This is a genomic window from Kribbella alba, assembly GCF_039529635.1.
GTDB classification, from domain to species: domain Bacteria; phylum Actinomycetota; class Actinomycetes; order Propionibacteriales; family Kribbellaceae; genus Kribbella; species Kribbella alba.
In genome coordinates this window covers 327,394-347,874 of sequence record NZ_BAAANE010000003.1, presented here as the reverse complement: position 1 = coordinate 347,874, position 20,481 = coordinate 327,394, and the positions used below count along the sequence as shown (strand labels likewise).

Annotated in this window: 14 protein-coding genes and 2 tRNA genes; 7 read left to right on the top strand and 9 right to left on the bottom strand. The window is 67.1% G+C overall.

The window, feature by feature from the left end:
* Positions 1-64: 64 nt before the first annotated feature.
* Both valS and ABD210_RS05970 read left to right on the top strand, forming a co-directional pair.
* Entirely contained in the window at positions 65-2,605 is a 2,541-nt protein-coding gene (gene valS, locus ABD210_RS05975; RefSeq protein ID WP_344109665.1) for a valine--tRNA ligase, read from the top strand.
* A gap of 1,327 nt (positions 2,606-3,932) precedes the next feature.
* The gene (locus ABD210_RS05970) at positions 3,933-4,457 is read left to right on the top strand and encodes a hypothetical protein (protein WP_344109663.1); all 525 of its coding nucleotides are present in this window, start codon (positions 3,933-3,935) and stop codon (positions 4,455-4,457) included.
* A 320-nt stretch (positions 4,458-4,777) separates the two neighbouring features.
* Here the strand turns inward: ABD210_RS05970 and clpX are convergent, their stop codons facing one another.
* The 5 genes from clpX to ABD210_RS05945 all read right to left on the bottom strand — a co-directional run bounded on the left by clpX (position 4,778) and on the right by ABD210_RS05945 (position 9,312).
* Positions 4,778-6,073 carry an ATP-dependent Clp protease ATP-binding subunit ClpX gene (gene clpX, locus ABD210_RS05965; RefSeq protein WP_344109661.1) on the bottom strand — a complete coding sequence of 432 codons (1,296 nt, stop codon included), beginning with the start codon at positions 6,071-6,073 and terminating at the stop codon, positions 4,778-4,780.
* 174 nt (positions 6,074-6,247) lie between these two features.
* Positions 6,248-6,859, bottom strand: a complete 612-nt coding sequence (locus ABD210_RS05960) for an ATP-dependent Clp protease proteolytic subunit (RefSeq protein WP_344109659.1) — start codon at positions 6,857-6,859, stop codon at positions 6,248-6,250.
* Between the two features lie 28 nt (positions 6,860-6,887).
* Complete coding sequence (locus tag ABD210_RS05955; protein ID WP_344109657.1) at positions 6,888-7,511, bottom strand: ClpP family protease; 624 nt, start codon at positions 7,509-7,511, stop codon at positions 6,888-6,890.
* A gap of 204 nt (positions 7,512-7,715) precedes the next feature.
* Complete coding sequence (tig, locus tag ABD210_RS05950; RefSeq protein ID WP_344109655.1) at positions 7,716-9,161, bottom strand: trigger factor; 1,446 nt, start codon at positions 9,159-9,161, stop codon at positions 7,716-7,718.
* A gap of 78 nt (positions 9,162-9,239) precedes the next feature.
* Positions 9,240-9,312, bottom strand: a tRNA-Pro gene (locus ABD210_RS05945).
* Positions 9,313-9,469: 157 nt separating this feature from the next.
* Between ABD210_RS05945 and ABD210_RS05940 the strand changes: the two genes are divergently transcribed.
* Both ABD210_RS05940 and ABD210_RS05935 read left to right on the top strand, forming a co-directional pair.
* A tRNA-Gly gene (locus ABD210_RS05940) sits at positions 9,470-9,543 on the top strand.
* A gap of 666 nt (positions 9,544-10,209) precedes the next feature.
* On the top strand, positions 10,210-11,115 hold the full coding sequence (locus tag ABD210_RS05935) for a phosphotransferase enzyme family protein (protein ID WP_344109653.1): 906 nt from the start codon (positions 10,210-10,212) through the stop codon (positions 11,113-11,115).
* A 79-nt stretch (positions 11,116-11,194) separates the two neighbouring features.
* Here the strand turns inward: ABD210_RS05935 and ABD210_RS05930 are convergent, their stop codons facing one another.
* The 3 genes from ABD210_RS05930 to ABD210_RS05920 all read right to left on the bottom strand — a co-directional run bounded on the left by ABD210_RS05930 (position 11,195) and on the right by ABD210_RS05920 (position 14,298).
* Positions 11,195-11,482: a DUF1905 domain-containing protein gene (locus tag ABD210_RS05930; protein ID WP_344109651.1), complete on the bottom strand. Its 288-nt coding sequence runs from the start codon at positions 11,480-11,482 to the stop codon at positions 11,195-11,197.
* Between the two features lie 149 nt (positions 11,483-11,631).
* Positions 11,632-12,744 (bottom strand): mechanosensitive ion channel family protein, encoded by a 1,113-nt coding sequence (locus ABD210_RS05925; RefSeq protein ID WP_344109649.1) that lies wholly within the window; start codon positions 12,742-12,744, stop codon positions 11,632-11,634.
* A 42-nt stretch (positions 12,745-12,786) separates the two neighbouring features.
* Positions 12,787-14,298 carry an MFS transporter gene (locus ABD210_RS05920; protein ID WP_344109647.1) on the bottom strand — a complete coding sequence of 504 codons (1,512 nt, stop codon included), beginning with the start codon at positions 14,296-14,298 and terminating at the stop codon, positions 12,787-12,789.
* Positions 14,299-14,961: 663 nt separating this feature from the next.
* On the opposite strand from ABD210_RS05920, the gene ABD210_RS05915 reads away from it, so the two are divergent.
* The 3 genes from ABD210_RS05915 to ABD210_RS05905 all read left to right on the top strand — a co-directional run bounded on the left by ABD210_RS05915 (position 14,962) and on the right by ABD210_RS05905 (position 19,413).
* A complete protein-coding gene (locus ABD210_RS05915) occupies positions 14,962-16,626 on the top strand; it encodes an ABC transporter ATP-binding protein (protein WP_344109645.1) in 1,665 nt (554 codons plus the stop codon).
* Positions 16,623-18,491: an ABC transporter ATP-binding protein gene (locus tag ABD210_RS05910; protein ID WP_344109643.1), complete on the top strand. Its 1,869-nt coding sequence runs from the start codon at positions 16,623-16,625 to the stop codon at positions 18,489-18,491. The genes ABD210_RS05915 and ABD210_RS05910 overlap by 4 nt, the downstream gene beginning before the upstream one ends.
* Before the next feature lie 124 nt (positions 18,492-18,615).
* Positions 18,616-19,413, top strand: a complete 798-nt coding sequence (locus tag ABD210_RS05905; RefSeq protein WP_344109641.1) for a helix-turn-helix transcriptional regulator — start codon at positions 18,616-18,618, stop codon at positions 19,411-19,413.
* Here ABD210_RS05905 and ABD210_RS05900 read toward each other — a convergent pair.
* Positions 19,352-20,320: an SDR family NAD(P)-dependent oxidoreductase gene (locus tag ABD210_RS05900; RefSeq protein ID WP_344109639.1), complete on the bottom strand. Its 969-nt coding sequence runs from the start codon at positions 20,318-20,320 to the stop codon at positions 19,352-19,354. The genes ABD210_RS05905 and ABD210_RS05900 overlap by 62 nt on opposite strands.
* Positions 20,321-20,481 lie beyond the last annotated feature (161 nt).

Genomic DNA, 20,481 nt, shown 5'->3' with positions numbered 1-20,481 from the left:
AGTCTAGAGAGGGGTGTGGATAACCGGTCGGAAGCACCCCTTGACAACCACTAGGATTGAACGCATGAACGAAACGTCCCGTGTTCCTGACAAGCCCACCCTCGAAGGTCTCGAGGAGAAGTGGGCTGCGGTATGGAAGGAGCAGGACACGTATGCGTTCGACCGGACGGCCGAGCGGGCTGATGTCTACTCGATCGACACCCCGCCGCCGACGGTGTCGGGCAAGCTCCACGTCGGCCACATCTTCAGCTACACCCACACGGACCTGATCGCGCGGTTCCAGCGGATGCGGGGCAAGAAGGTCTTCTACCCGATCGGCTGGGACGACAATGGTCTGCCCACCGAGCGGCGGGTGCAGAACTACTACGGCGTCCGCTGCGACCCGACGCTGCCGTACGACCCTGACTTCACGCCTCCGGAGAAGCCGGACCCGAAGAAGCAGATCCCGATCAGCCGGCAGAACTTCGTCGAGCTGTGCGGCGAGCTCACCCACATCGACGAGCAGGCCTTCGAGCGGATGTGGCGCCAGGTCGGCCTCAGCGTGGACTGGAACTACCTCTACACGACCATTTCCGAGGACTCGCGCCGCACCTCGCAGCGCGCCTTCCTGCGCAACTTCGCCCGTGGCGAGGCCTATCTGTCGGAGGCGCCGACCCTTTGGGACGTCACCTTCCAGACCGCGGTCGCGCAGGCCGAGCTGGAGGCCCGTGACTACCCCGGTGCCTTCCACCGGATCGCCTTCCACGGCGCCGACGGCCCGATCTACATCGAGACCACCCGGCCCGAGCTGATCCCCGCGTGCGTCGCGCTGATCGCCCATCCGGACGACGAGCGCTACCAGGCCCTGTTCGGTACTACGGTCCGCACGCCGCTGTTCGACGTCGAGGTGCCGGTTCTCGCACACTCGCTGGCAGAGCCGGACAAGGGCACGGGTATCGCGATGGTCTGCACCTTCGGCGACCTCACCGACGTGATCTGGTGGCGCGAGCTGCAACTGCCGGTCCGCACGGTGATCGGCCGCGACGGCCGGATGCTCCGCGACACCCCCGAGTGGCTCGAAGGCTCGGAGCTGTACGCCGACCTGGCGGGCAAGACCGTCTTCAGCGCACGCGAGTTGATCGTTCAGAAGCTGCGCGAGAGCGGCGACCTCGACGGCGAGCCGAGGCCGACCCAGCGGATGGCGAACTTCTACGAGAAGGGCGACAAGCCGCTCGAGATCGTCTCCACCCGGCAGTGGTACATCAAGAACGGCGGCCGCGACGAGGAGCTCCGGAACACCTTCGTCGAGCTGGGCAAGGAAGAGAAGTGGGTGCCGGAGCACATGCGGCACCGCTACCAGAACTGGGTCGAAGGGCTGAACGGCGACTGGCTGATCTCCCGGCAGCGCTTCTTCGGCGTGCCCTTCCCGGTCTGGTATCCGATCGGCGAGGACGGCGAGCCGGACTACGAGCACCCGTTGATGCCGCGCGAGGAAGAGCTGCCGATCGACCCGACCTCGCAGGTCCCCAGCGGGTACGACGAGTCGCAGCGCGGCAAGCCGGGCGGCTTCCAGGCCGACCCGGACGTGATGGACACCTGGGCCACCTCCTCGCTCACGCCGCAGATCGTCACCGGCTGGGAGCGTGACCCGGACCTGTTCGCCCGGACGTTCCCGATGGACCTGAACACGCACGCGCACGACATCATCCGGACCTGGCTGTTCTCCCGGGTCGTCCGCTCGTATTTCGAGCACGGCACGCTGCCGTGGGAGCGCTCGATGATCTCGGGATTCGTCGTCGACCCCGACCGGAAGAAGTTCAGCAAGTCCAAGGGCAACGCGGCGCTACCCGACGACATCCTGAACAAGTTCGGCTCCGACGCGGTGCGCTGGCGCGCCGCTATGGCCCGGCCAGGGCTGGACTCGCCGTTCGACGAGTCGCAGATGAAGGTCGGCCGGCGGTTGGCGATCAAGGTGCTGAACGCGTCCAAGTTCGTGCTGAGCTTCGGCGCGACGACCGTTGACGCCTCGGCTGTGACCGAGGCCGTCGACCTCGCGATGCTGCAGCAGCTCCGGTCCGTCATCGGCGACGCCACCGCGGCCTTCGAGCGCTACGACTACACCGGTGCGCTGGAGAACGTCGAGCGGTTCTTCTGGACGTTCTGCGACGACTACGTGGAGCTGGTGAAGGAGCGCGCGTACGGCGGCCATGGCGAGGCGGGTGCCACCTCGGCGAAGGCCGCCCTGGCCGTCGCCCTGTCGGTCCAGCTGCGCCTGCTCGCGCCGTACCTGCCGTTCGCGACCGAAGAGGTCTGGTCCTGGTGGCAGGAGGGCTCGATCCACCTGACCAGCTGGCCGGTCGCCGAGGTCGATGTCGCCTCCACGGAGCATGACCCCGGGGTTCTCGACGCGGTCGCCGAGGTCCTCGCGGGGATCCGCGGCGCCAAGTCGAAGGAACAGGTCTCGATGAAGACCGAAGTCTCCAAGGTCGAGGTCACCGGCCCGGCGGCCCGGTTGGCCCTGGCCGAGCAAGCCGAGGGCGACCTGCGCGCGGCAGGCCGGATCGTGGGCGGCATTGTCTGGACTCCCGACGAGTCCGGCGAGGTCTCGGTCAGCGCGACCCTCTGACCGTCCGGCTCGTGCCGCTGTAGAGACTGGTAGCGCTCGCTTCTTCTTCGGAGGCGGGCGCTACTGCTACGAAGCGAGCGGCTACGCTGCGGAACCGGTTGTCCCGATGTGGAACGATCGGAGCAACCCCGGCGAGAACGTGACTCTGTCCCGAGGAGCATGCCTGATGAGCGACCCCACCACCCCGGACCCGGCGGACCGCCCCACCCCGGCGACCGACGCCACCCCGGAGGTCGCCCCAGCGGACACCCCCGGCCCCAAAACCCCCCGCGGCGGCCCCACCAAAGCCACCCCCGCCCCCGAGGACACCGCTTCAGGCCCGGCCTCCGGCGACCTGGGGTCTGCGGAGGTTGGTCCTTCCACGGGCGCGACGGAAGAGTCGGACAAGCCGGAGCCCATCACCGCCCCGGCCAAGTCCACCTCGCTGCCCGCACAGACCCCGATGCCAAAGCAGACACCGCTACCCGCGCAAACCCCACTCCCCCCTCAAACCCCCGTCCGTCCGGCCCAAGCCTCCGCTGGACCTGAGGCCTCGACGCCCAGCTCGCCTGCGTCTTCTTCGGCCAGCGGTAGCCAAGCTGCGGGGAACTCACCCACCGGCAGTTCAGCAGCCGGTGGCAAAGAGCCTTCGAGCGCGGCCACGGGTAGCGGCACCACTCCAGCAACACCGCCTGCGTCGGCGCCCGCGTCGGAAACGCCCGGCGAAACTGCACCCAGCAGTCAACCGACCCCTGGCAGTCCCACGGCTCCCAGTGCGGCAAGCCCCAGGGCGACGGGACACACCTGGCCAACAACCGGCCCGACGGCTCCGCGTGCGGCAAGCCCCAAGGCGACTGGACACACCTGGCCAACAACCGGCCCGACGTCAGCCCGTGGCGGCAGCACGCCCGCTGGCGGCAGCACACCCGCTGGCGGGGCTAAGCCGGCCACGGGTGACCGCCCAGCCGTGGGAGGCACTCCGCCTGCTGGTGGCGCTGGCACCGGTCCACTTGACCCAACCACCCCCACTACGCCGACCGCTCCGATCACCGGCCTCGGCCCAGTTGGGAAGGCAGCGGCTGGCGGCTCGGCAGCAGGTGCTGCAGCGTCGACCCCGGGAGGTTCAGGCGTAGGAGCGGGCGCGGGCAAAGCGGCGGGTCGCGGCGTAGGTGCGGGCGCGGGCACAGCGGCGGGTCTAGCGGCAGGTCGCGGCGTAGGTGCAGGCGCGGGCACAGCGGCGGGTACGCCGGAAGGTCCGGGTGCAGGCACAGCGGCGGGTCCGCCGGCAGGTCCGGGTGGTGGAGTTGGGGTGGGCACTGGGACGGGGCCGGCAGGGAAGAAGAAGAGGGTGAGCTTGCGGAGAAATCCGTGGGTGACGGTGGGGGCCGTTGTGGTGGTGTTGTTGGTGTTGGCCGGCCTTGGGTATTTCGCGGGGCTCGGGCCGATGAATCGGTTGAATACGGCTCGTGGGATCACGCCGCCGGCGAAGTTGGCGGGACTCGATCGGATCACGGATCCGGCTATTCGCAGTCAGCTGGAACTCGACCAGACGCGTGATGCGCTGAGCCGGATCAACAACGGCAAGCAGGCGACGGTCGAGGCCTACGGAAATATCGACGGCAAGCGGATGTTCGTCCTGATCGCCCTGCGCGGCAAGGTCGACATCAACAAGACGATCAAGGACTCCGGCGCGACACCGGATCAGGTCAAAACCGTCGGCAAGTCCACCTGCGTCGCCTCGACGGACAAGCAGCAGACCCAGTGCTATCGCAGCTCCAACACTCTGACAGTGATCGCCCAGGCGGCCAACGTCGGCGTCAGCGTCCAAGAGGTCGGCCCAGTCTCCGACCAGGCTTTCGACGCGATGAAGTAGCCCACACCGCACTATGCGGGCGGAGCCGACAGGCGCAGGCGGGTTGCCTGGTACGGCGTCGCCGGGTCGTGCTTGGTGCCGAACACGAGCATGGGCGTACCCGGGATACGCAAGCGGGCGGCCGGTCTGTCGCGCCTCCATGCAGGGCTGCAGGCTGCTTCCGAGTGACGTGTACTCCTCCTTGCGCCGGCTCCATTCCACAATCGGTTGGCGAGCTTGCCAGCGGCAACGGTCGCGGCGCGCCGGCCTGTCCCTTTGCCACAGAGAAGGAGGCCGGTGTTCCGCCTTGCAGCGGACACCGGCCTCCTCGGAAGAGTGAGTCAGGCGGTCTTCTCGCGCCTTTCGCGCTTGCGCTCCATCTGGTCGCGCGGGATCAGCGTCGGGTTCACGTTCTCCAGCACGACCTCGCCGGTGACGACGACCTTGGCGACGTCTTCACGGCTGGGCACCTCGTACATCACGTTGAGGAGCACCTCCTCCATGATGGCCCGCAGCCCGCGGGCACCGGTGCCGCGCAGCAGCGCCTGGTCTGCGATCGCCTCGATCGCGTCGTCGCTGAACTCCAGCTCGACGTTGTCGATCTCGAAAAGCCGCCTGTACTGCTTGACCAGCGCGTTCTTCGGCTCCGACAGGATCTTGATCAGCGCGTCCCGGTCCAGCGGGGACACGGTGGTGATGACCGGGAGCCGACCGATGAACTCGGGGATCAGGCCGAACTTGAGCAGGTCCTCCGGCATCACGTCGGAGTAGCCGCCGACCTCGCGCGGCTTCTCCGTCTCTCGCTTGGCGTTGAAGCCGAGCGTCTTCTTGCCGACGCGCTGCTCGACCATGTGGTCCAGCCCGGCGAACGCGCCACCGACGATGAAGAGCACGTTGGTGGTGTCGATCTGGATGAACTCCTGGTGCGGGTGCTTGCGGCCGCCCTGCGGCGGGACGCTGGCCGTCGTACCTTCCAGGATCTTCAACAGGGCTTGCTGAACGCCCTCGCCGGAGACGTCGCGGGTGATCGACGGGTTCTCGCTCTTGCGGGCGATCTTGTCGACCTCGTCGATGTAGATGATGCCCGTCTCGGCCTTCTTGACGTCGTAGTCCGCGGCCTGGATCAGCTTCAGCAGGATGTTCTCGACGTCCTCACCGACATAACCCGCCTCGGTGAGCGCGGTGGCGTCGGCGATCGCGAACGGTACGTTCAGCATCCGGGCGAGCGTCTGGGCCAAGTACGTCTTGCCGCAGCCCGTCGGGCCGATCAGCAGGATGTTGGACTTCGCCAACTCGACTGCCTCGTCCTTGGCGTGCCGGCCGGCGCTCGAGGAGGCCTGACCGTCGCGGACCCGCTTGTAGTGGTTGTAGACCGCAACCGCGAGCGCCTTCTTCGCCACGTCCTGTCCGACGACGTAGGCATTGAGGAAGTCGTAGATCTCGCGGGGCTTGGGCAGCTCCGTGAGTCCGACCTCGGAGCCCTCGTTCAGCTCCTCCTCGATGATCTCGTTGCAGAGATCGATGCATTCGTCGCAGATGTAGACGCCGGGACCGGCGATGAGCTTCTTGACCTGCTTCTGGCTCTTACCGCAGAACGAGCATTTGAGCAGGTCACCGCCGTCACCTATGCGTGCCACCGGGACAGATCCCTTCTCTGAGCAGTCGAACCGGACCGTGGGCCGCCAGGGCCCCGCTGCCGTTTCGACGGTACCGCGCCGAGGGCCGAAACGCTGCGCTCACCGCCGCGTTGTGACTACGCCGGTGGCGAACGCCGGACCCCCTTGACAGCACCGCCGAAACGGATGGAGCGGTCAGACGCCGGCCGGAACCGGGGTCTTGAGGCTCTGCAGAATGTCGTCGATCAAGCCGTACTCGATCGCCTGCTCGGAGGTGAGGAACTTGTCCCGCTCGATGTCACGGGAGACCTCCTCGAGCGGCTTGCCGCTGGCCTCGGCGATCATCTGCTCCAGCAGCGCGCGGAGCCGCAGGATCTCGTTCGCCTGGATCTCGATGTCGCTGGACTGACCGTAGGTGCCCTCGGTGGCCGGCTGGTGGATGATGATCCGGCTGTTCGGGAGCGCCAGCCGCTTGCCCGGCGTACCGGCTGCCAGCAGGACAGCGGCGGCCGAGGCTGCCTGGCCCAGGCAAACGGTCTGCACGTCCGGCTTGATGTAGCGGATGGTGTCGTAGATCGCGGTCAGCGCTGTGAACGAACCACCGGGCGAGTTGATGTAGATGCTGATATCACGGTCGGAGTCCATCGCCTGCAGGCACAGCAACTGCGCCATCACGGCGTTCGCGATCTCGTCCGTGATCGGGGTGCCGAGGAAGATGATCCGGTCCTCGAACAACTTCGTGTAGGGGTCGATCCGGCGCATGCCGTAAGACGTGCGCTCCTCCCACTGCGGGATGAAGTAGTTCATGCTCGTTTCCTTACTACGGAGTGGGAGATCAGGAGTTGGGGCTGCCGCTGCTCAGCTGAGCCGCGCTGGCCACCACGTGGTCGATGAAGCCGTAGTCCTTCGCCTGCTCCGCGGTGAACCAGCGGTCGCGGTCGGCGTCGTTCTCGACCTGCTCGAGCGGCTGACCGGTGTGCTCGGCGATCAGGCGGAAGAGCTGCGCCTTGATGTGCAGCGACTGCTCGGCCTGGATCTTGATGTCGGAAGCCGTTCCACCCATGCCGCCGGAGGGCTGGTGCATCATGATGCGCGCGTGCGGGAGGGCGAACCGCTTGTCCTTCGCGCCGGCGCAGAGCAGGAACTGCCCCATCGATGCGGCGAGGCCCATCCCGACGGTGGCGACGTCGTTGGAGATCCACTGCATGGTGTCGTAGATCGCCATGCCCGAGTCAACCGAACCACCCGGCGAGTTGATGTACAGCCAGATGTCCTTGTTGGGGTCCTCGGCGTTGAGGAGCAGCATCTGAGCGCAGATCGCATTCGCGTTGTCGTCGCGAACCTCGGACCCCAAGAAGATGATCCGGTTGCTCAGCAGGCGCTGGTAGATGTGGTCGTCGAGTCCGCCGGATCCGTTGCCGCCCGCGGCGGTGGGGCTGGCTGCAAGTGTCTCGTTCACGAAGCCGACATTACTGGTCGGCGGCGACAGACCTAAGGCCGGTGGGCAGGTGTTCGCTCACGGCGCACTGTGTCTGCTGTCAGCGAATGACCGGACAGCCCCGCGAATCTCACTGCCCCGCTTCAACTGGCAGCGAACTGACCTGCCGGGACACGGCGACGGCCCGGATCCGCTGGGATCCGGGCCGTCGGCGGTGCTTCGTGGTCAGGCCTTCGCGGGCTCGTCGGCCTGGGCCTCGTCGGCCTGGGCCTCGTCGGCCGGGGTCTCGTCGGCGGTGGCCGGGCTCTGGGCGTCAGCCTCAGCCTCAGCGGCCTCGGGGTCGGCGTAGGTGCCGTCCGGCTGCAGGGTCTTCAGCTCGACCTCGTTGCCGGAGGCGTCGGTGACCCTGGCATTCTCGACCAGGTGCGCGAGCGCCTTGCCGCGGACGACCTCGGACACCAGGCTCGGCACCAGGTTGTTCTCGACCGCGTGCTGGGCGAACTGGTCCGGGCTGACGCCCGAGCGCTGCGCGTGCCGGACGATGTGCTCGGTCAGCTCCTGGTCGTTGACGCTCAGTTCCTGCTGCTCGGCGACCAGGTCGAGCACGAACTGGGCCTTGATCGCGTCCTCGGAACGCTTCCTCAGGTCCTCGTCGAACTCTTCTTCGGTCGACTCGTCGCCCTCGAGGTACTGCGCGAAGGTCATCCCGGAGTAGCCGAGCTGCTGCTCGAGGTTCTCCCGGCGGGCGGCCAACTCATCGGTCAGCAGGCCCTCGGGCACCGGCACGTCGACCATGGTCAGGATCTTCTCGAGCACCGCGTCGCGGGCGTCACCGGCCTGCTCGAGGCGCTTGCCGCGCTCCAGCCGGCTCCGCACGTCGGCGGTGAGCTCCTCGGCCGTGTCGAACTCCGACGCCGTCTGCGCGAAGTCGTCGTCGTACTCCGGCAGTTCCTGCTCCTTGACCGCGGTCACCTTGACCTCGACCTGGACGTCCTGGCCCTGGAGCTCGCCACCCACCAGCTGAGTGGTGAAGGTGGCGGACTCGTCGGCGGACAGGCCGATCACGGCCTCGTCCAGTCCGTCCAGCAGTTGCCCGCTGCCGACCTGGTACGACAGGCCGGTGGCCTGCGCCTCCTCGATCTTCTCGCCGTCCTTGGTCGCGGACAGGTCGATGGTGATGAAGTCCTTGTCCTGCACAGCGCGCTCGACCGGGTTCAGCGAACCGAACCGCTGCCGCAGCGCCTCGATCTGCTCGGTCACCTCGTCGTCGCTGATCGCGATGTCCTCGACGGCGGCCTCGATGCCTTCCAGGTCAGGCAGCGTGATCTCGGGACGCACCTCGACCTCGGCGGAGAACTGCAGGCTCTCCTTGTCGTTGAACTCGGTCACGTCGACCTCGGGCCGGCCGATCGCCTTGACCTTGTTGTCCTGGACGGCCTGCGAGTACAGCTTGGGCAGCGCGTCGTTGATGGCCTCTTCGAGAACCGGGCCGCGACCGACCCGCTGGTCGATGACCTGCGGGGGAACCTTGCCCTTGCGGAAGCCCGGGACGACGATCTGCGAGGCAATGCTCTGGTACGCCGCGTCGAGGCTCGGCTTGAGCTCCTCGAACGGCACCTCGACGATGAGCCGGACCTTGGTCGGGCTCACGGACTCGACGGTGCTCTTCACGGTGGCGGTTCTCCTTGATCGGTGACGTTCACAGCCGTGACCGCACAGGGCCACGCTGCAATGTGCTGCAGGGGTTTGTCGGGGCGACAGGACTCGAACCTGCGGTCTCCTGCTCCCAAAGCAGGCGCGCTAGCCACTACGCTACGCCCCGCAGTGACCGCATGAGTCTAGTGGACGCAGACCAGTGCTCGCGCCCCGACCCACCCCGCCCACTCCGGGGGAGGCCGCAGCGGCGCTCATCTGCGGAACCGAGTTGGCACCCGGCACCACCGATGTGGAATCATGTGCGGCGCTGCTCGACAGCACCTGCGGGTGTAGCTCAATGGTAGAGCCCCAGTCTTCCAAACTGGCTACGCGAGTTCGATTCTCGTCACCCGCTCCACACCACAAAGGCCCAGGTCAGAGGCACCTTACCCTCGACCTGGGCCTTTCGCCTTCCCACCGCCGATCAGGCCGCGTGCAATTGGCTCGCGAGTCGAGGCACCACTCTTCGACGCTAGTACGGCAGCCGTAGTTCGTGATGATGCCTTTCGGCAGGGGGCCGCGGAGGGCTGGGTGGGTGCGGCCCTGACCAAGAGTGGGGTCCTGGGACAGGTAGTCGGGGCCTTGAACACGTTATTTCCTGTCCGCGGTCCCTGTTTGGTGTTCAAGGCCACCACTTCATGACCGCTGCGCGCCACCGAGTCGGGTGCTGATCAATGGCCGCGTGGTTTCGGCGGGTTCGTGAGCCCCGCATCGCCAACGCTCATCAACCGCGACTGATTGCCTCCAGCCGAGCGTGCGTAGGCCAGCTCGCGACCAGGACCCGCAGGGTTGGCTGTGAACCGATCTTCCAACTGGCCTCGTGCTTTCGATTCTCGTCACCCGCTCACGCAGCAAAGCCCCGATCAGGTTCAACATCCTCCGACCTGGTGCCTCTTTCGCACGATCGCGACCCAGACCTAGGGAACTATGGGCAGGGCCATTCGTCCGCACATGCCGACGAAACACGTTGAGGGGGCTGGGCGTTCTGTTTGAGGCAAGCCTCACCGAGGAGCGGAAGCTCGCGATGATCGCGTTGCGGTTCTTCCCCGTCGAAGCGCGACGGGTCACCCGAGTGGCGCGCTCCTTCAATACGGTCTACCGCATTGAAGGAGCGGATGGCACCTATGCCCTCCGCATTGGCCCGCCGCTGCAGATACACGCCACCGGCACGGCTCAGGCCGAGGCGGCGTGGCAGCGCAGCTTGTACAACGACGGGCTGGCGGTGCCTGAGGTCGTAGAGACCTCGTTGGGTGAACCGATGGTTCTCGTAGACGATCCCGAAGGCCGAGCGCGCACCTGCGTGCTGTTCACCTGGATACGCGGCCGCTCGATGCGTACGCGACTAGCTCCGCCCCGGGCCCGCAAGCTGGGGCAACTGATGGCACGCCTACACGAGCACGCCGCTGCTCGTCGCGCTGACGGGGTACTGCGCGCAGACAGGGTGCTCTACTGGCGGCTGCCCGACCAGTTGGGAGACGTTCCCGAGCACGGCAAGGTCCTCATCGAGGCGAGAGACAGCGTCCAGCTGGTGATCGATGATCTCTGGCGGCGCCGGCCTGCGGGCTCGCCGCATCTACTACACGGCGACCTCACGCCGGCCAACGTCATCGAAGCCCCGGGCGTAGGGCCGGTGCCGATCGACTTTCAAGACATGGTCGTCGGCTTCGCGGAGCAAGACATCTCCTTCGCCCTCGCCTCCTTCGGTCGGCACCACGACCGCGACGGCCTGACGCAATCATTCCGAGACGGGTATTCGGAGGTCCGCACCTGGCCAGATGTTCCGCAAGCGGTCATGAGAGGTCTCATCGTCGCAAGGGGTCTACACCAGCTGAACCTCTCGCTAGCGACCGCGGAAGGCCCACTCCCCCGCGAATACCTCGATCACCATGCCTCCCGAGCACGGGCCTGGCTGGCTAGCGGGTCCGGTTGACCGGCGAGACCCGGCCCCCTGATCGGTGACCCGTCTGCCGACTCAACGGGTTCTCCTCCTCGTCGTCAGCAGTGACGGCTCAGCTATCGACGGCTAGGCGGACTCTCACGGTGTCGCCTACGTCGAGGCCTTCGGCCTTTCGGACCCATGCCTTGACCGGGACGATGTACTGACCGTCTTTCGGGAAGAGCGAGGTCGTCCACTCGGTTTCGCCGATCTGCGCGGCGACCGGGATCATGCCCCAGCCGTAGGAGACGAAGGCGGAAGTGGCCTCCAGCTCACCGCACTCGTCCTCCGGCACGGTCACGAAGTACCAGGGAGCCGGACCCTTCCAGAACCACACCTCGCCGCTGAACTCCAAGTCCATCCGCTCAGGATAGAAGCCAACCAGTTCCTGGCGACTGGATAATCTCGGGCGGGTGAGTGAGCCCCGGACGCCCTTCCAGTTGCGCGTCCAGGAATGGGAGGACCTGGACGCGATCGCGGTCTCAGCAAGACTGCGGCCTTGAGAGAGCGTCACTCGGCTGGGCGGGACGGGGTGGTTGACCGGGGCGTTCCGTCGGGGGCGGAGCTGTTGTCGCCGAATTGCCTCGGCTGGTGGCCGTCTGAGAGGTCTGCTCGGAGCTTGGGGAGGGTGTGGGGGTAATGCTCTCGGAGGTAGATCAGGAGCTTTTCGCGGATGTCGCAGCGCAGGTCCCAGTTGCTGGGGGCGTCGGCCGAGCTGACCAGGCCGCGGAGGACCATCGTCGTCGGCGTGGTGTCCACTACCTGCAGCACCCAGTCGCGGCCGTCCCACAGTGGTGATTCCTGCACGAGGCGGTACATCTCGGCGCGGAGTTCGTCGATCGGCACGGTGAAGTCGACGTGCAGGATGACGCTGCCGAGCACCCTGGCCTCGTGGCGGGTCCAGTTCTGGAAGACGTTGGTGGTGAACCACGAGATCGGCAGGATGAGCCGACGGTTGTCCCAGGTGCGGACCACGACGTACGTCAGGGTGATCTCGTCGATATGACCCCATTCGTCGTTGACCACGACGACGTCGTCGATCCGGATCGGGTCGGTGAAGGCGATCTGGATCCCGGCCAGCAGGTTGGACAGCGTCGCCTGCGCGGCCAGACCTACCACCACACTGAGCACGCCGGCCGAGACAAGGAAGCTCGCGCCGAAGGCCCGCACCGAAGGGATCGTCATCGCTGCCGCGGCCGCGCCGATGAGCACCAGGACCACGGCCATCACCCGGCGGAGTAGCACGACCTGGGTCCGGATCTTGCGGGCCCGCCGGTTGTCACTGACATCGACGTTGATGCGCGAGAGGGCTACGTCCTCGCCCACACGGATCAGCTGAACGAGCAGCCACACGATCGCGGCGATCAGGGCGAGGACCAGAACCTCGCGGATGACCTCCACGACCGGGCCGTTGAATCCCGCGGAAGGCAAGGCGATCAGGATCGCGGCAAGGGTGAGAGTGGTCCGGAAGGAGGCCCTGCACCGCCGCTGCAGGGACACCCACACGGGCGGGGTGGAACGGGCCTGCTCTCGGCGGACCAGGATTTCGACCGTGAAGGCGACCAGCCAGGCGACGGCGACCGCGATGACAATGGACAGCGCCGGCTGGACGAATCGCTGCATACTCCACCCCTCGGTGCGGGTTTCAGTTGGGCTTTCGTGAGGTCACTCCCGGCGTGCCTGTCCCGATACGCGCTCGCCAGGCGGCAGCCCACGGCGTACGTGTGCCGTCAGGCCGCCGGTGAGGCCGCTCTCCGCGCCGGCTATCACCGCGCGGACGGACAAAGGTGTGGCGATGGCCTCCAGCGATTGGCGTTCGGCATTGACGCCCCAGGCGAACTCGAGGAGGCCGCCGATCAACATCAGGCTCGAGCCCACCGCATAGCCGAGGAAGACGCGGCCGCGGTCGCTGCCGTCGCCGATCAGGGTCGCGAACAGCCAAGGCGCGATCACGCCGCCTGCGAGCACCGACAGGGCGAAGAAGAGTGCGATCGCCTGGGCCCGGATCTCGACCGGGAAGATCTCGCTGACAGTGAGGTACGCCGAGGACGCGGCGGCCGAGGCGAAGAAGAAGATGACGCACCACAGGATGGTCTGGGTAGTGGCGGTCAGGGCGTCTTCGTTGAACAGCCAGCCGGTCACGAAGAGCAGCACCGCGGACAGGGAGTAGGTGCTGCCGACCATGATCCGCCGGCCGATCGTGTCGAAGTACCGACCGAGCAGCAGCGGGCCGAGCAGGTTGCCGACGGCGAACGGGAAGATGAAGTACGGCACCTTGTCCGCCGGGATGCCGTAGAAGTCGGCCAGGATCAGCGCATAGGTGAAGAAGATCGCGTTGTAGAGGAAGGCCTGCGTCGCCATCAGGCTGAAGCCGACCAGCGAGCGCCGGCGGTAGTCCCGCAGTACCACGGCGAGGATCTCACGGTACGGAATCGTGCCGCGCGGGCTGAGCTCGATCGCGTGGTCGTCGCCGACGGGCTCCAGCGCGACGCCCTTCGATGCGACGTCCCGCTCGATCTCGGCGACGATGCGATCCGCCTCTTCAGCACGGCCGTGGGTGAGCAGCCACCTCGGGCTCTCCGGGAGGTGCCGCCGCAGCGGCCAGATCAGGATGCCGATCACGGGCCCGATCATCAAAGCGATGCGCCAGCCGAGGTCGGCACCGAAGTAGGCCTCGTTCAGGAAGAGGAAGTTCGCGCCCGCGCCGATCATCGCGCCCAGCCAGTACGTGCCGTTGATGGCGAGATCCGTGCGGCCGCGGTACGACGCGGGGATGAGTTCGTCGATCGCGGAGTTGATCGCGGTGTACTCACCGCCGATGCCGGTGCCGGCGATGAACCGGGTCACCGCGAAGAACACGAAGTTCATCGAGAACGCGGTCAGCGCGTTGCCGATGAGGTACACGCCCAGCGTCAGCAGGAAGAGCTTCCGTCGGCCGACCTTGTCGGTCAGCCGGCCGAAGGAGAGGGCACCTGCCACCTCACCCAGCAGATACAGGCTCGCGCCGAGGCCCACCTCCGACGAGCTCAGCCCCAGCATCGCCTGGTCGCGGAGCCGATCGGCGATCGTGCCGGCGACCGTGATCTCCACGCCGTCAAGCACCCAGGTGATGCCGAGCGCGATGACCACTTTCCAGTGGAATCCACTCCACGGCAGCCGATCGAGCCGAGCAGGCACTGTGGACCGTATCGGCCTGACCCCTCCCGATGTGGTCACCGCAATCGCTCCATCCGAAGGCTCACGAGAACTGCCCGCCTCCACCTGGGCGCAGCTTGTCGCCGAGACCGCCGACGGCCATGGTCGGTCTCCCGTTTCAGCCAGGTGAGGTCACCGCATCGGCCTGGCTGCCTCCGGCTCCCACAACGGGAAGCGACGGTTGCCCAAGCCTCGCAACCGGTGGTCTCGCGAACATCCCGCAAACAGGTGGTTGTGCGGAGGTTCCGCAGAGGCGAGGAGGTGGCGTACGTCGGGCGGCCCGGTCATCCGGATTTCGTCGGCCGATCGCCGTCGTAGTACTTATTACGACTCGTGATGGACGTGACCCCGGTCACCGCGCGACAGGGCCGTACAGCCATTGCAAGAAGTGGTAATTCAGCACCGGGGAATGGAAATCGGACGACAAGCGCTTACCTACTGAGCGATACTGGAAAGTGCGCCGTTTTCCGGTCGCAACCCAATCCCGTGCCGAGCATGTTGGGAAGTGCGCCCCTCCAGATGCCCTCAGAGCAACCTGTCCAAGCGCCGTCGATTGCTGCCCCTTCCAGACGTGACCACCGGCGGAGCCAGAATCTCTGGCGACTCCGCCCGTACCTCCGCCCACACCGCTGGCGACTGCTGACGATGTTCACCAGCGCCGTCCTCGGCGTCGGCGTCAGCCTCACCGTTCCCCTCGTCACCCGAGCGATCATCGATGGACCGGTCACCCGTCGCGAGATCGATCTGCTCCTCCCGCTGGGCCTGCTGGCCCTCGGCCTCAGCATCAGTGAGGTCCTGCTCGTCTGGATCCGCCGCTGGGCCCAGTCACGAGCCGTCAGCGACCTCGAAGCCACCCTCCGTCACGACCTGTACGTCCGGTTGCAGGCGCTGCCGATGGAGTTTCACAGCCGCTGGCAGAGTGGTCAGCTGCTTTCCAGGGTCACCGCCGACCTGTCCACCATCCGCCGGTTCATGGGCTTCGGCCTGCTGTTCCTGGTGATCAACGTGTTGCAACTGGTGGTCGTCACCACCTTGCTCCTCCGGCTCTACTGGCCACTCGGCATCGTCGTCGTGGTGGCCGCGGCACCGATCATCGTGGTGTCGCTGAAGTTCGAGAGGAAGTACCTGGCGATCTCCCGCCGCGTACAGGACCAGCAGGGCGACCTGGCCACCCGGATCGAGGAGTCGGCGGTCGGCTTCCGGGTGATCAAGGCGTTCGGTCGCCGCGAGCACGTGAAGAAGCAGTTCGACGACGGCGCGGTGAAGCTCTACGAGACGTCGGTGGACAAGGTCCGGCTGGCGTCGCGGTTCTGGACCTTCCTGGAGGTGATCCCGAACCTGACGCTGGTGATCGTGCTGCTGCTCGGCGCGCTCGCCGTCGGCCGGGACGCCATCTCGCTCGGCACGCTGGTCGCGTTCATCACGCTGATGCTGTCACTCATCTGGCCGGTGGAGTCGCTCGGCGCCATCCTCGCGATGGCGCAGGAAGCGATGACGTCGGCGGACCGGATCAGCGAGATCCTCGACACCGAGTCCACCATCACCGACGGTCCGGACGAGCTGGTCAGGCCGCAGGGGCACCTGCGGTTCGAGCACGTCAGCTTCCGGTTCAGCCCGGACTCGGCGGACGTCCTGCGCGACATCAACCTCGACCTGGCACCCGGCACGACGCTGGCCCTGGTCGGGGCCACCGGGTCGGGCAAGACCACGCTCACCTCGTTGGTCCCCCGGCTGTACGACGTGACCGGTGGGCGGATCACGATCGACGGGCACGACGTCCGGGATCTCACCCTCCGGTCGCTACGCAGCGCGGTGGCGTCGGCGTTCGACGACCCCACCTTGTTCTCGATGAGTGCCCGGGAGAACATCACGCTGGGCCGGCCCGACGCGTCCGAGGCGGACGTGCAGCAGGCCCTGCAGATTGCCCAGGCGACCTTCGCGAACGATCTGCCGTGGGGTCTGGACACCCGGGTCGGCGAACAGGGGATGTCGCTGTCCGGCGGCCAGCGGCAACGACTGGCACTGGCCCGTGCGGTGCTGGCCAGGCCGGCCGTCCTGGTGCTCGACGACACCCTGTCCGCGCTCGACGTCCACACCGAGGCTCTGGTCGAGGAGGCGCTGCGCAACGTGCTCGCCGAGACCACCGGCATCGTGGTGGCCCACCGGGCGTCGACGGTGATGCTGGCCGATCAGGTCGCCCTGCTGCAGGACGGCACGATCATCGCGGTCGGGACGCACACGGAACTACTCGCCACCGTCCCGGCGTACCGGCAGTTGCTCGCGGCTGAAGAGGAGGAGGTGCACGCATGACGACGACCCAGCAGACACCTCAACAGTCCCCGGCCGAGCGATCCGACCGGCAGGAGGATTCCTGGCGCGGTTACGCCGAGGAAGGCAACGACGAGTTGTCGAGGGCAACGACGCTGCGGCTGAAGGACCAGTCGCGCAAGTTGCTCGGCGAACTGCTGCGGCCCTACAAGAAGATGATCTGGCTGCTCGTCGTGATCGTCGTGGTGGAGAACGCGGCCCGGTTGTCGGTGCCGTACCTGGTCCACCTCGGCATCGACAAGGGCATCCCGCCGATCCTCGCGGGTGAGGGCAGCAAGACCCTCGTCACCATTGTCCTGATAGTGCTCGCCTCGGCGCTGATCCAGGCGGGAGCGCGGCAGATCTTTCTGATGCGTTCCGGGCGGCTCGGTCAGACGATCCTGCTGGGCCTGCGCCGACGGGTGTTCGACCACTTCCAGCGGCTCAGCCCGTCGTTCCACGACAAGTACACGTCGGGGCGCGTGATCTCCCGGCTGACGTCGGACGTCGACGTCATCGACGAGATGCTGGAGACCGGCTTCGACGGCCTGGTGACGGCCATGCTCACGCTGTTCGGTACGGCGATCCTGCTGCTGACGCTGGACGTCAAGCTCGGCCTGCTGGCCCTGGTGTCGTTCCCGGCGCTGTTCCTGCTGACGGCCTGGTTTCGTCGCCGGTCGGCGGTCGTCTACCGGCGGACGCGCGAGGCCGTAGTACTGGTGATCGTGCACTTCGTCGAGTCGATGACCGGCATCCGCGCCGTCCAGGCGTTCCGCCGGGAGCCGCGCAACGAGGAGATCTTCCACGGCGTCAACGACAAGTACCGCGAGGCCAACCTCGAGTCGTTCCGGATCAACGCGATCTTCATGCCGTCGATCAAGGGCGTCGGCAACATCACCATCGTCGCGATCCTGGCGTACGGCGGCTGGCAGGCCTACCACGGGCACGTCACGGTGGGCGTGCTGACGGCGTTCCTGCTCTACCTGCGGCAGTTCTTCGAGCCGCTGCAGGACATCTCGCAGTTCTACAACACCTTCCTGTCCGCGAGTGCCGCGCTGGAGAAGCTCTCCGGCGTGCTGAACGAGAAGCCCGATGTCGCCGAGCCGATCGAGCCGGCCCGGCCTGCCAAGGCGCGGGGACACCTCGAGCTGCGCAATGTGCAGTTCCAGTACGTCGACGGCGTGCCCGTCCTGCCTGGGCTGGATCTCGACGTACCGGCCGGGCAGACGCTGGCCCTGGTCGGGACGACCGGGGCCGGCAAGACGACCATCGCCAAACTGGTGGCGAGGTTCTACGACCCGACCGGCGGGCACCTGCTGCTGGACGGGATCGACCTGCGCGACCTGACCGAGGACGACCTGCGCGAGCGGGTGGTCATGGTGACGCAGGAGAACTTCCTCTTCACCGGCACGGTGGCCGACAACATCCGGTTCGGCAAGCCGGACGCCACCATGGACGAGATCGTGGAAGCGGCCAAGGTGATCGGCGCGCACGACTTCATCATCGCCCTGCCGAACGGGTACGAGACCTCCGTCGAGAAGCGCGGCAGCCGGTTGTCCGCGGGGCAGCGGCAACTGGTCGCGTTCGCCCGGGCCTTCCTGGCGGACCCGGCCGTGCTGATCCTGGACGAGGCGACCTCGAGCCTCGACATCCCCAGCGAGCGGCTGATCCAGCGCGCGCTGCGGACCATCCTGGACGACCGGACCGCCATCGTGATCGCCCACCGTCTGTCCACGGTGGAGACCGCGGACCGGGTGATCGTGCTGGAGTACGGCCAGGTGATCGAGGACGGCGCCCCCAGCGACCTCATCACCAGCGGCGGCAACTACGCCGACCTCCACCAGGCCTGGGAGGACTCGCTCGCCTGATCCGCAGTACCGAACGGCCGCCCGGGATCTCCTGATCTCGGGCGGCTGTCTGTTCCGGCGCCGCCTGTCCCGAGAGCCTGTCTTTTCCGGGGCCGCCTGACTTGGCGTCCGTAGGATGATCCGTGTGAGCGAGAAGAATGCGCTGGGCGCCTTTCTCCGGGCACGTCGCGGCCTGATCACTCCGCAGGAGGTGGGCCTGACCTCGACCGCCTTCCGCCGGGTTCCTGGCCTTCGGCGGGAGGAGCTCGCACTGCTCGCCCGAATCAGCGCCGACTACTACCTGCGGCTCGAGCAGGGTCGCGACAGCCACCCCTCCCCCGAGATCCTCGACGCCTTGGCGCGGGCGCTCCGGCTCGACGAGGCCGGGACGACATACCTCCACCAGCTCGCCTATCCTCCGATGCGCCCGGCCCGCGCACCGCAGTACGACGAAGTCTCGCCAAGTCTGCAGCGGCTGATCGAGTCCTGGTCGGCGAATCCCGCCCACGTGCAGGCGCCAGACATGACGGTGCTCGCCTCGAACGCTGTCGCGCTGGCGATCTCCCACGTCTACACACCTGGCACCAACGGGCTGCGGGCGGCATTCCTCGACCTATCGCTGCGCGACCTGTATGTCGACTGGCGGTCGATGGCGGAGCGCGTCGTCGCCGGTGTCCGGGCCGCGACCAGCCCGGACGATCCTCGGGTCGCTGAACTCGTCAGCGAGCTGACCGAGCAGAGCCCCGAGTTCGTCGAACTGTGGCAACGCCACGACGTTCATCCGCAGGGGCACGACGTGGTCCAGCTCAACCATCCGACAGTGGGCCGCCTGGACCTGTCGTACGAGAAGTTCCAGGTCGACGGGCGCGGCGGTCAACGCCTCATCGTGTTTCAGCCCGAACCTGGCTCCGAGGACGCCCTGCGGAAGCTTGCCGTCCAATGAGTTCTGCGGCGACTTCCCACAGGCGTCGAGCGTTGGCCTCATCGAGGGCATAGGGCGCGACTCCGCCGGCGCTGCCGAGAGTCGTGGTGCGTTCCTGAACCACGTCTGACTCGTTGCAGTTCTCGAAGTACCGGCCTCCGATTCCTTCGACGAAAGGAGAAGCGGCGAGCAGGACGGAGGTCGCCGCGCCCTGCTCGACGGTCTTGCGGAACTCCTCGGGGGTCCGCAGCCCGCCGGTGTGCTTCTGCAGGCCGGTGGCGATCGCGCCGGGGTTGAGCGAGTTGGCGACGATCTTGTCCCCGGACCACCGGCGGGTGGCTTCGACCGCGAGGAGTACGTCGGCCGTCTTAGACTGGCCGTAGGCGGTCCACGAGTCGTACGGGCGGAACCGATAGTGCAGATCGTCGAAGACCACGGGTGACATCTGGTGGCCGATCGAGCTGACCGAGACGATCCTCGCGCCGCCCGCGCTCGCCAGTGCGTCATGCAGGCCGACAGTCAGCGCGTAGTGCCCGAGGAAGTTGGTGGCGAACTGCAGCTCCCAGCCTTCAGGAGTGCGCTGCAGCTCGGGGACCGCCATGATCCCGGCGTTGTTGACCAGGACGTGCAGCGGCCCGGTCCAGCCGTCCACCAGCGCCCGGACCGACGCCTGGTCGGCGAGATCGAGCGCAGTCAGGTGGACGGCGTCGTTGCCGGTCGACTCCCGGATCGACCGTACGACGGCTGCCCCGGCCTCGGGGCGCCGTACCGCCAGGGTGACCTCGGCACCGGCGCTCGCCAACGCCCGAGCAGTCTCCGCACCCAGACCGTTGCCGGCTCCCGTGACGAGTGCGCGCTTGCCGCTGAGGTCGACACCCTTCAGTACGTCGGCAGTCGTTGAGGTGAAGCCAAAGGGGGTGATGTCCATGGCGGCCACGCTTCCATCTGGGGCTCTGCCCAGCCAGAACCCCGCTGACACTGGGACCGGGAGGACCAGTCAGCTACCTGAAGGCCGCCGGCTGAGGTTTGTCGGAAGGGGCCGGTACGTTGGCTGGCAGGTTGACGGCGTTGACCATCGAGAACTATTGG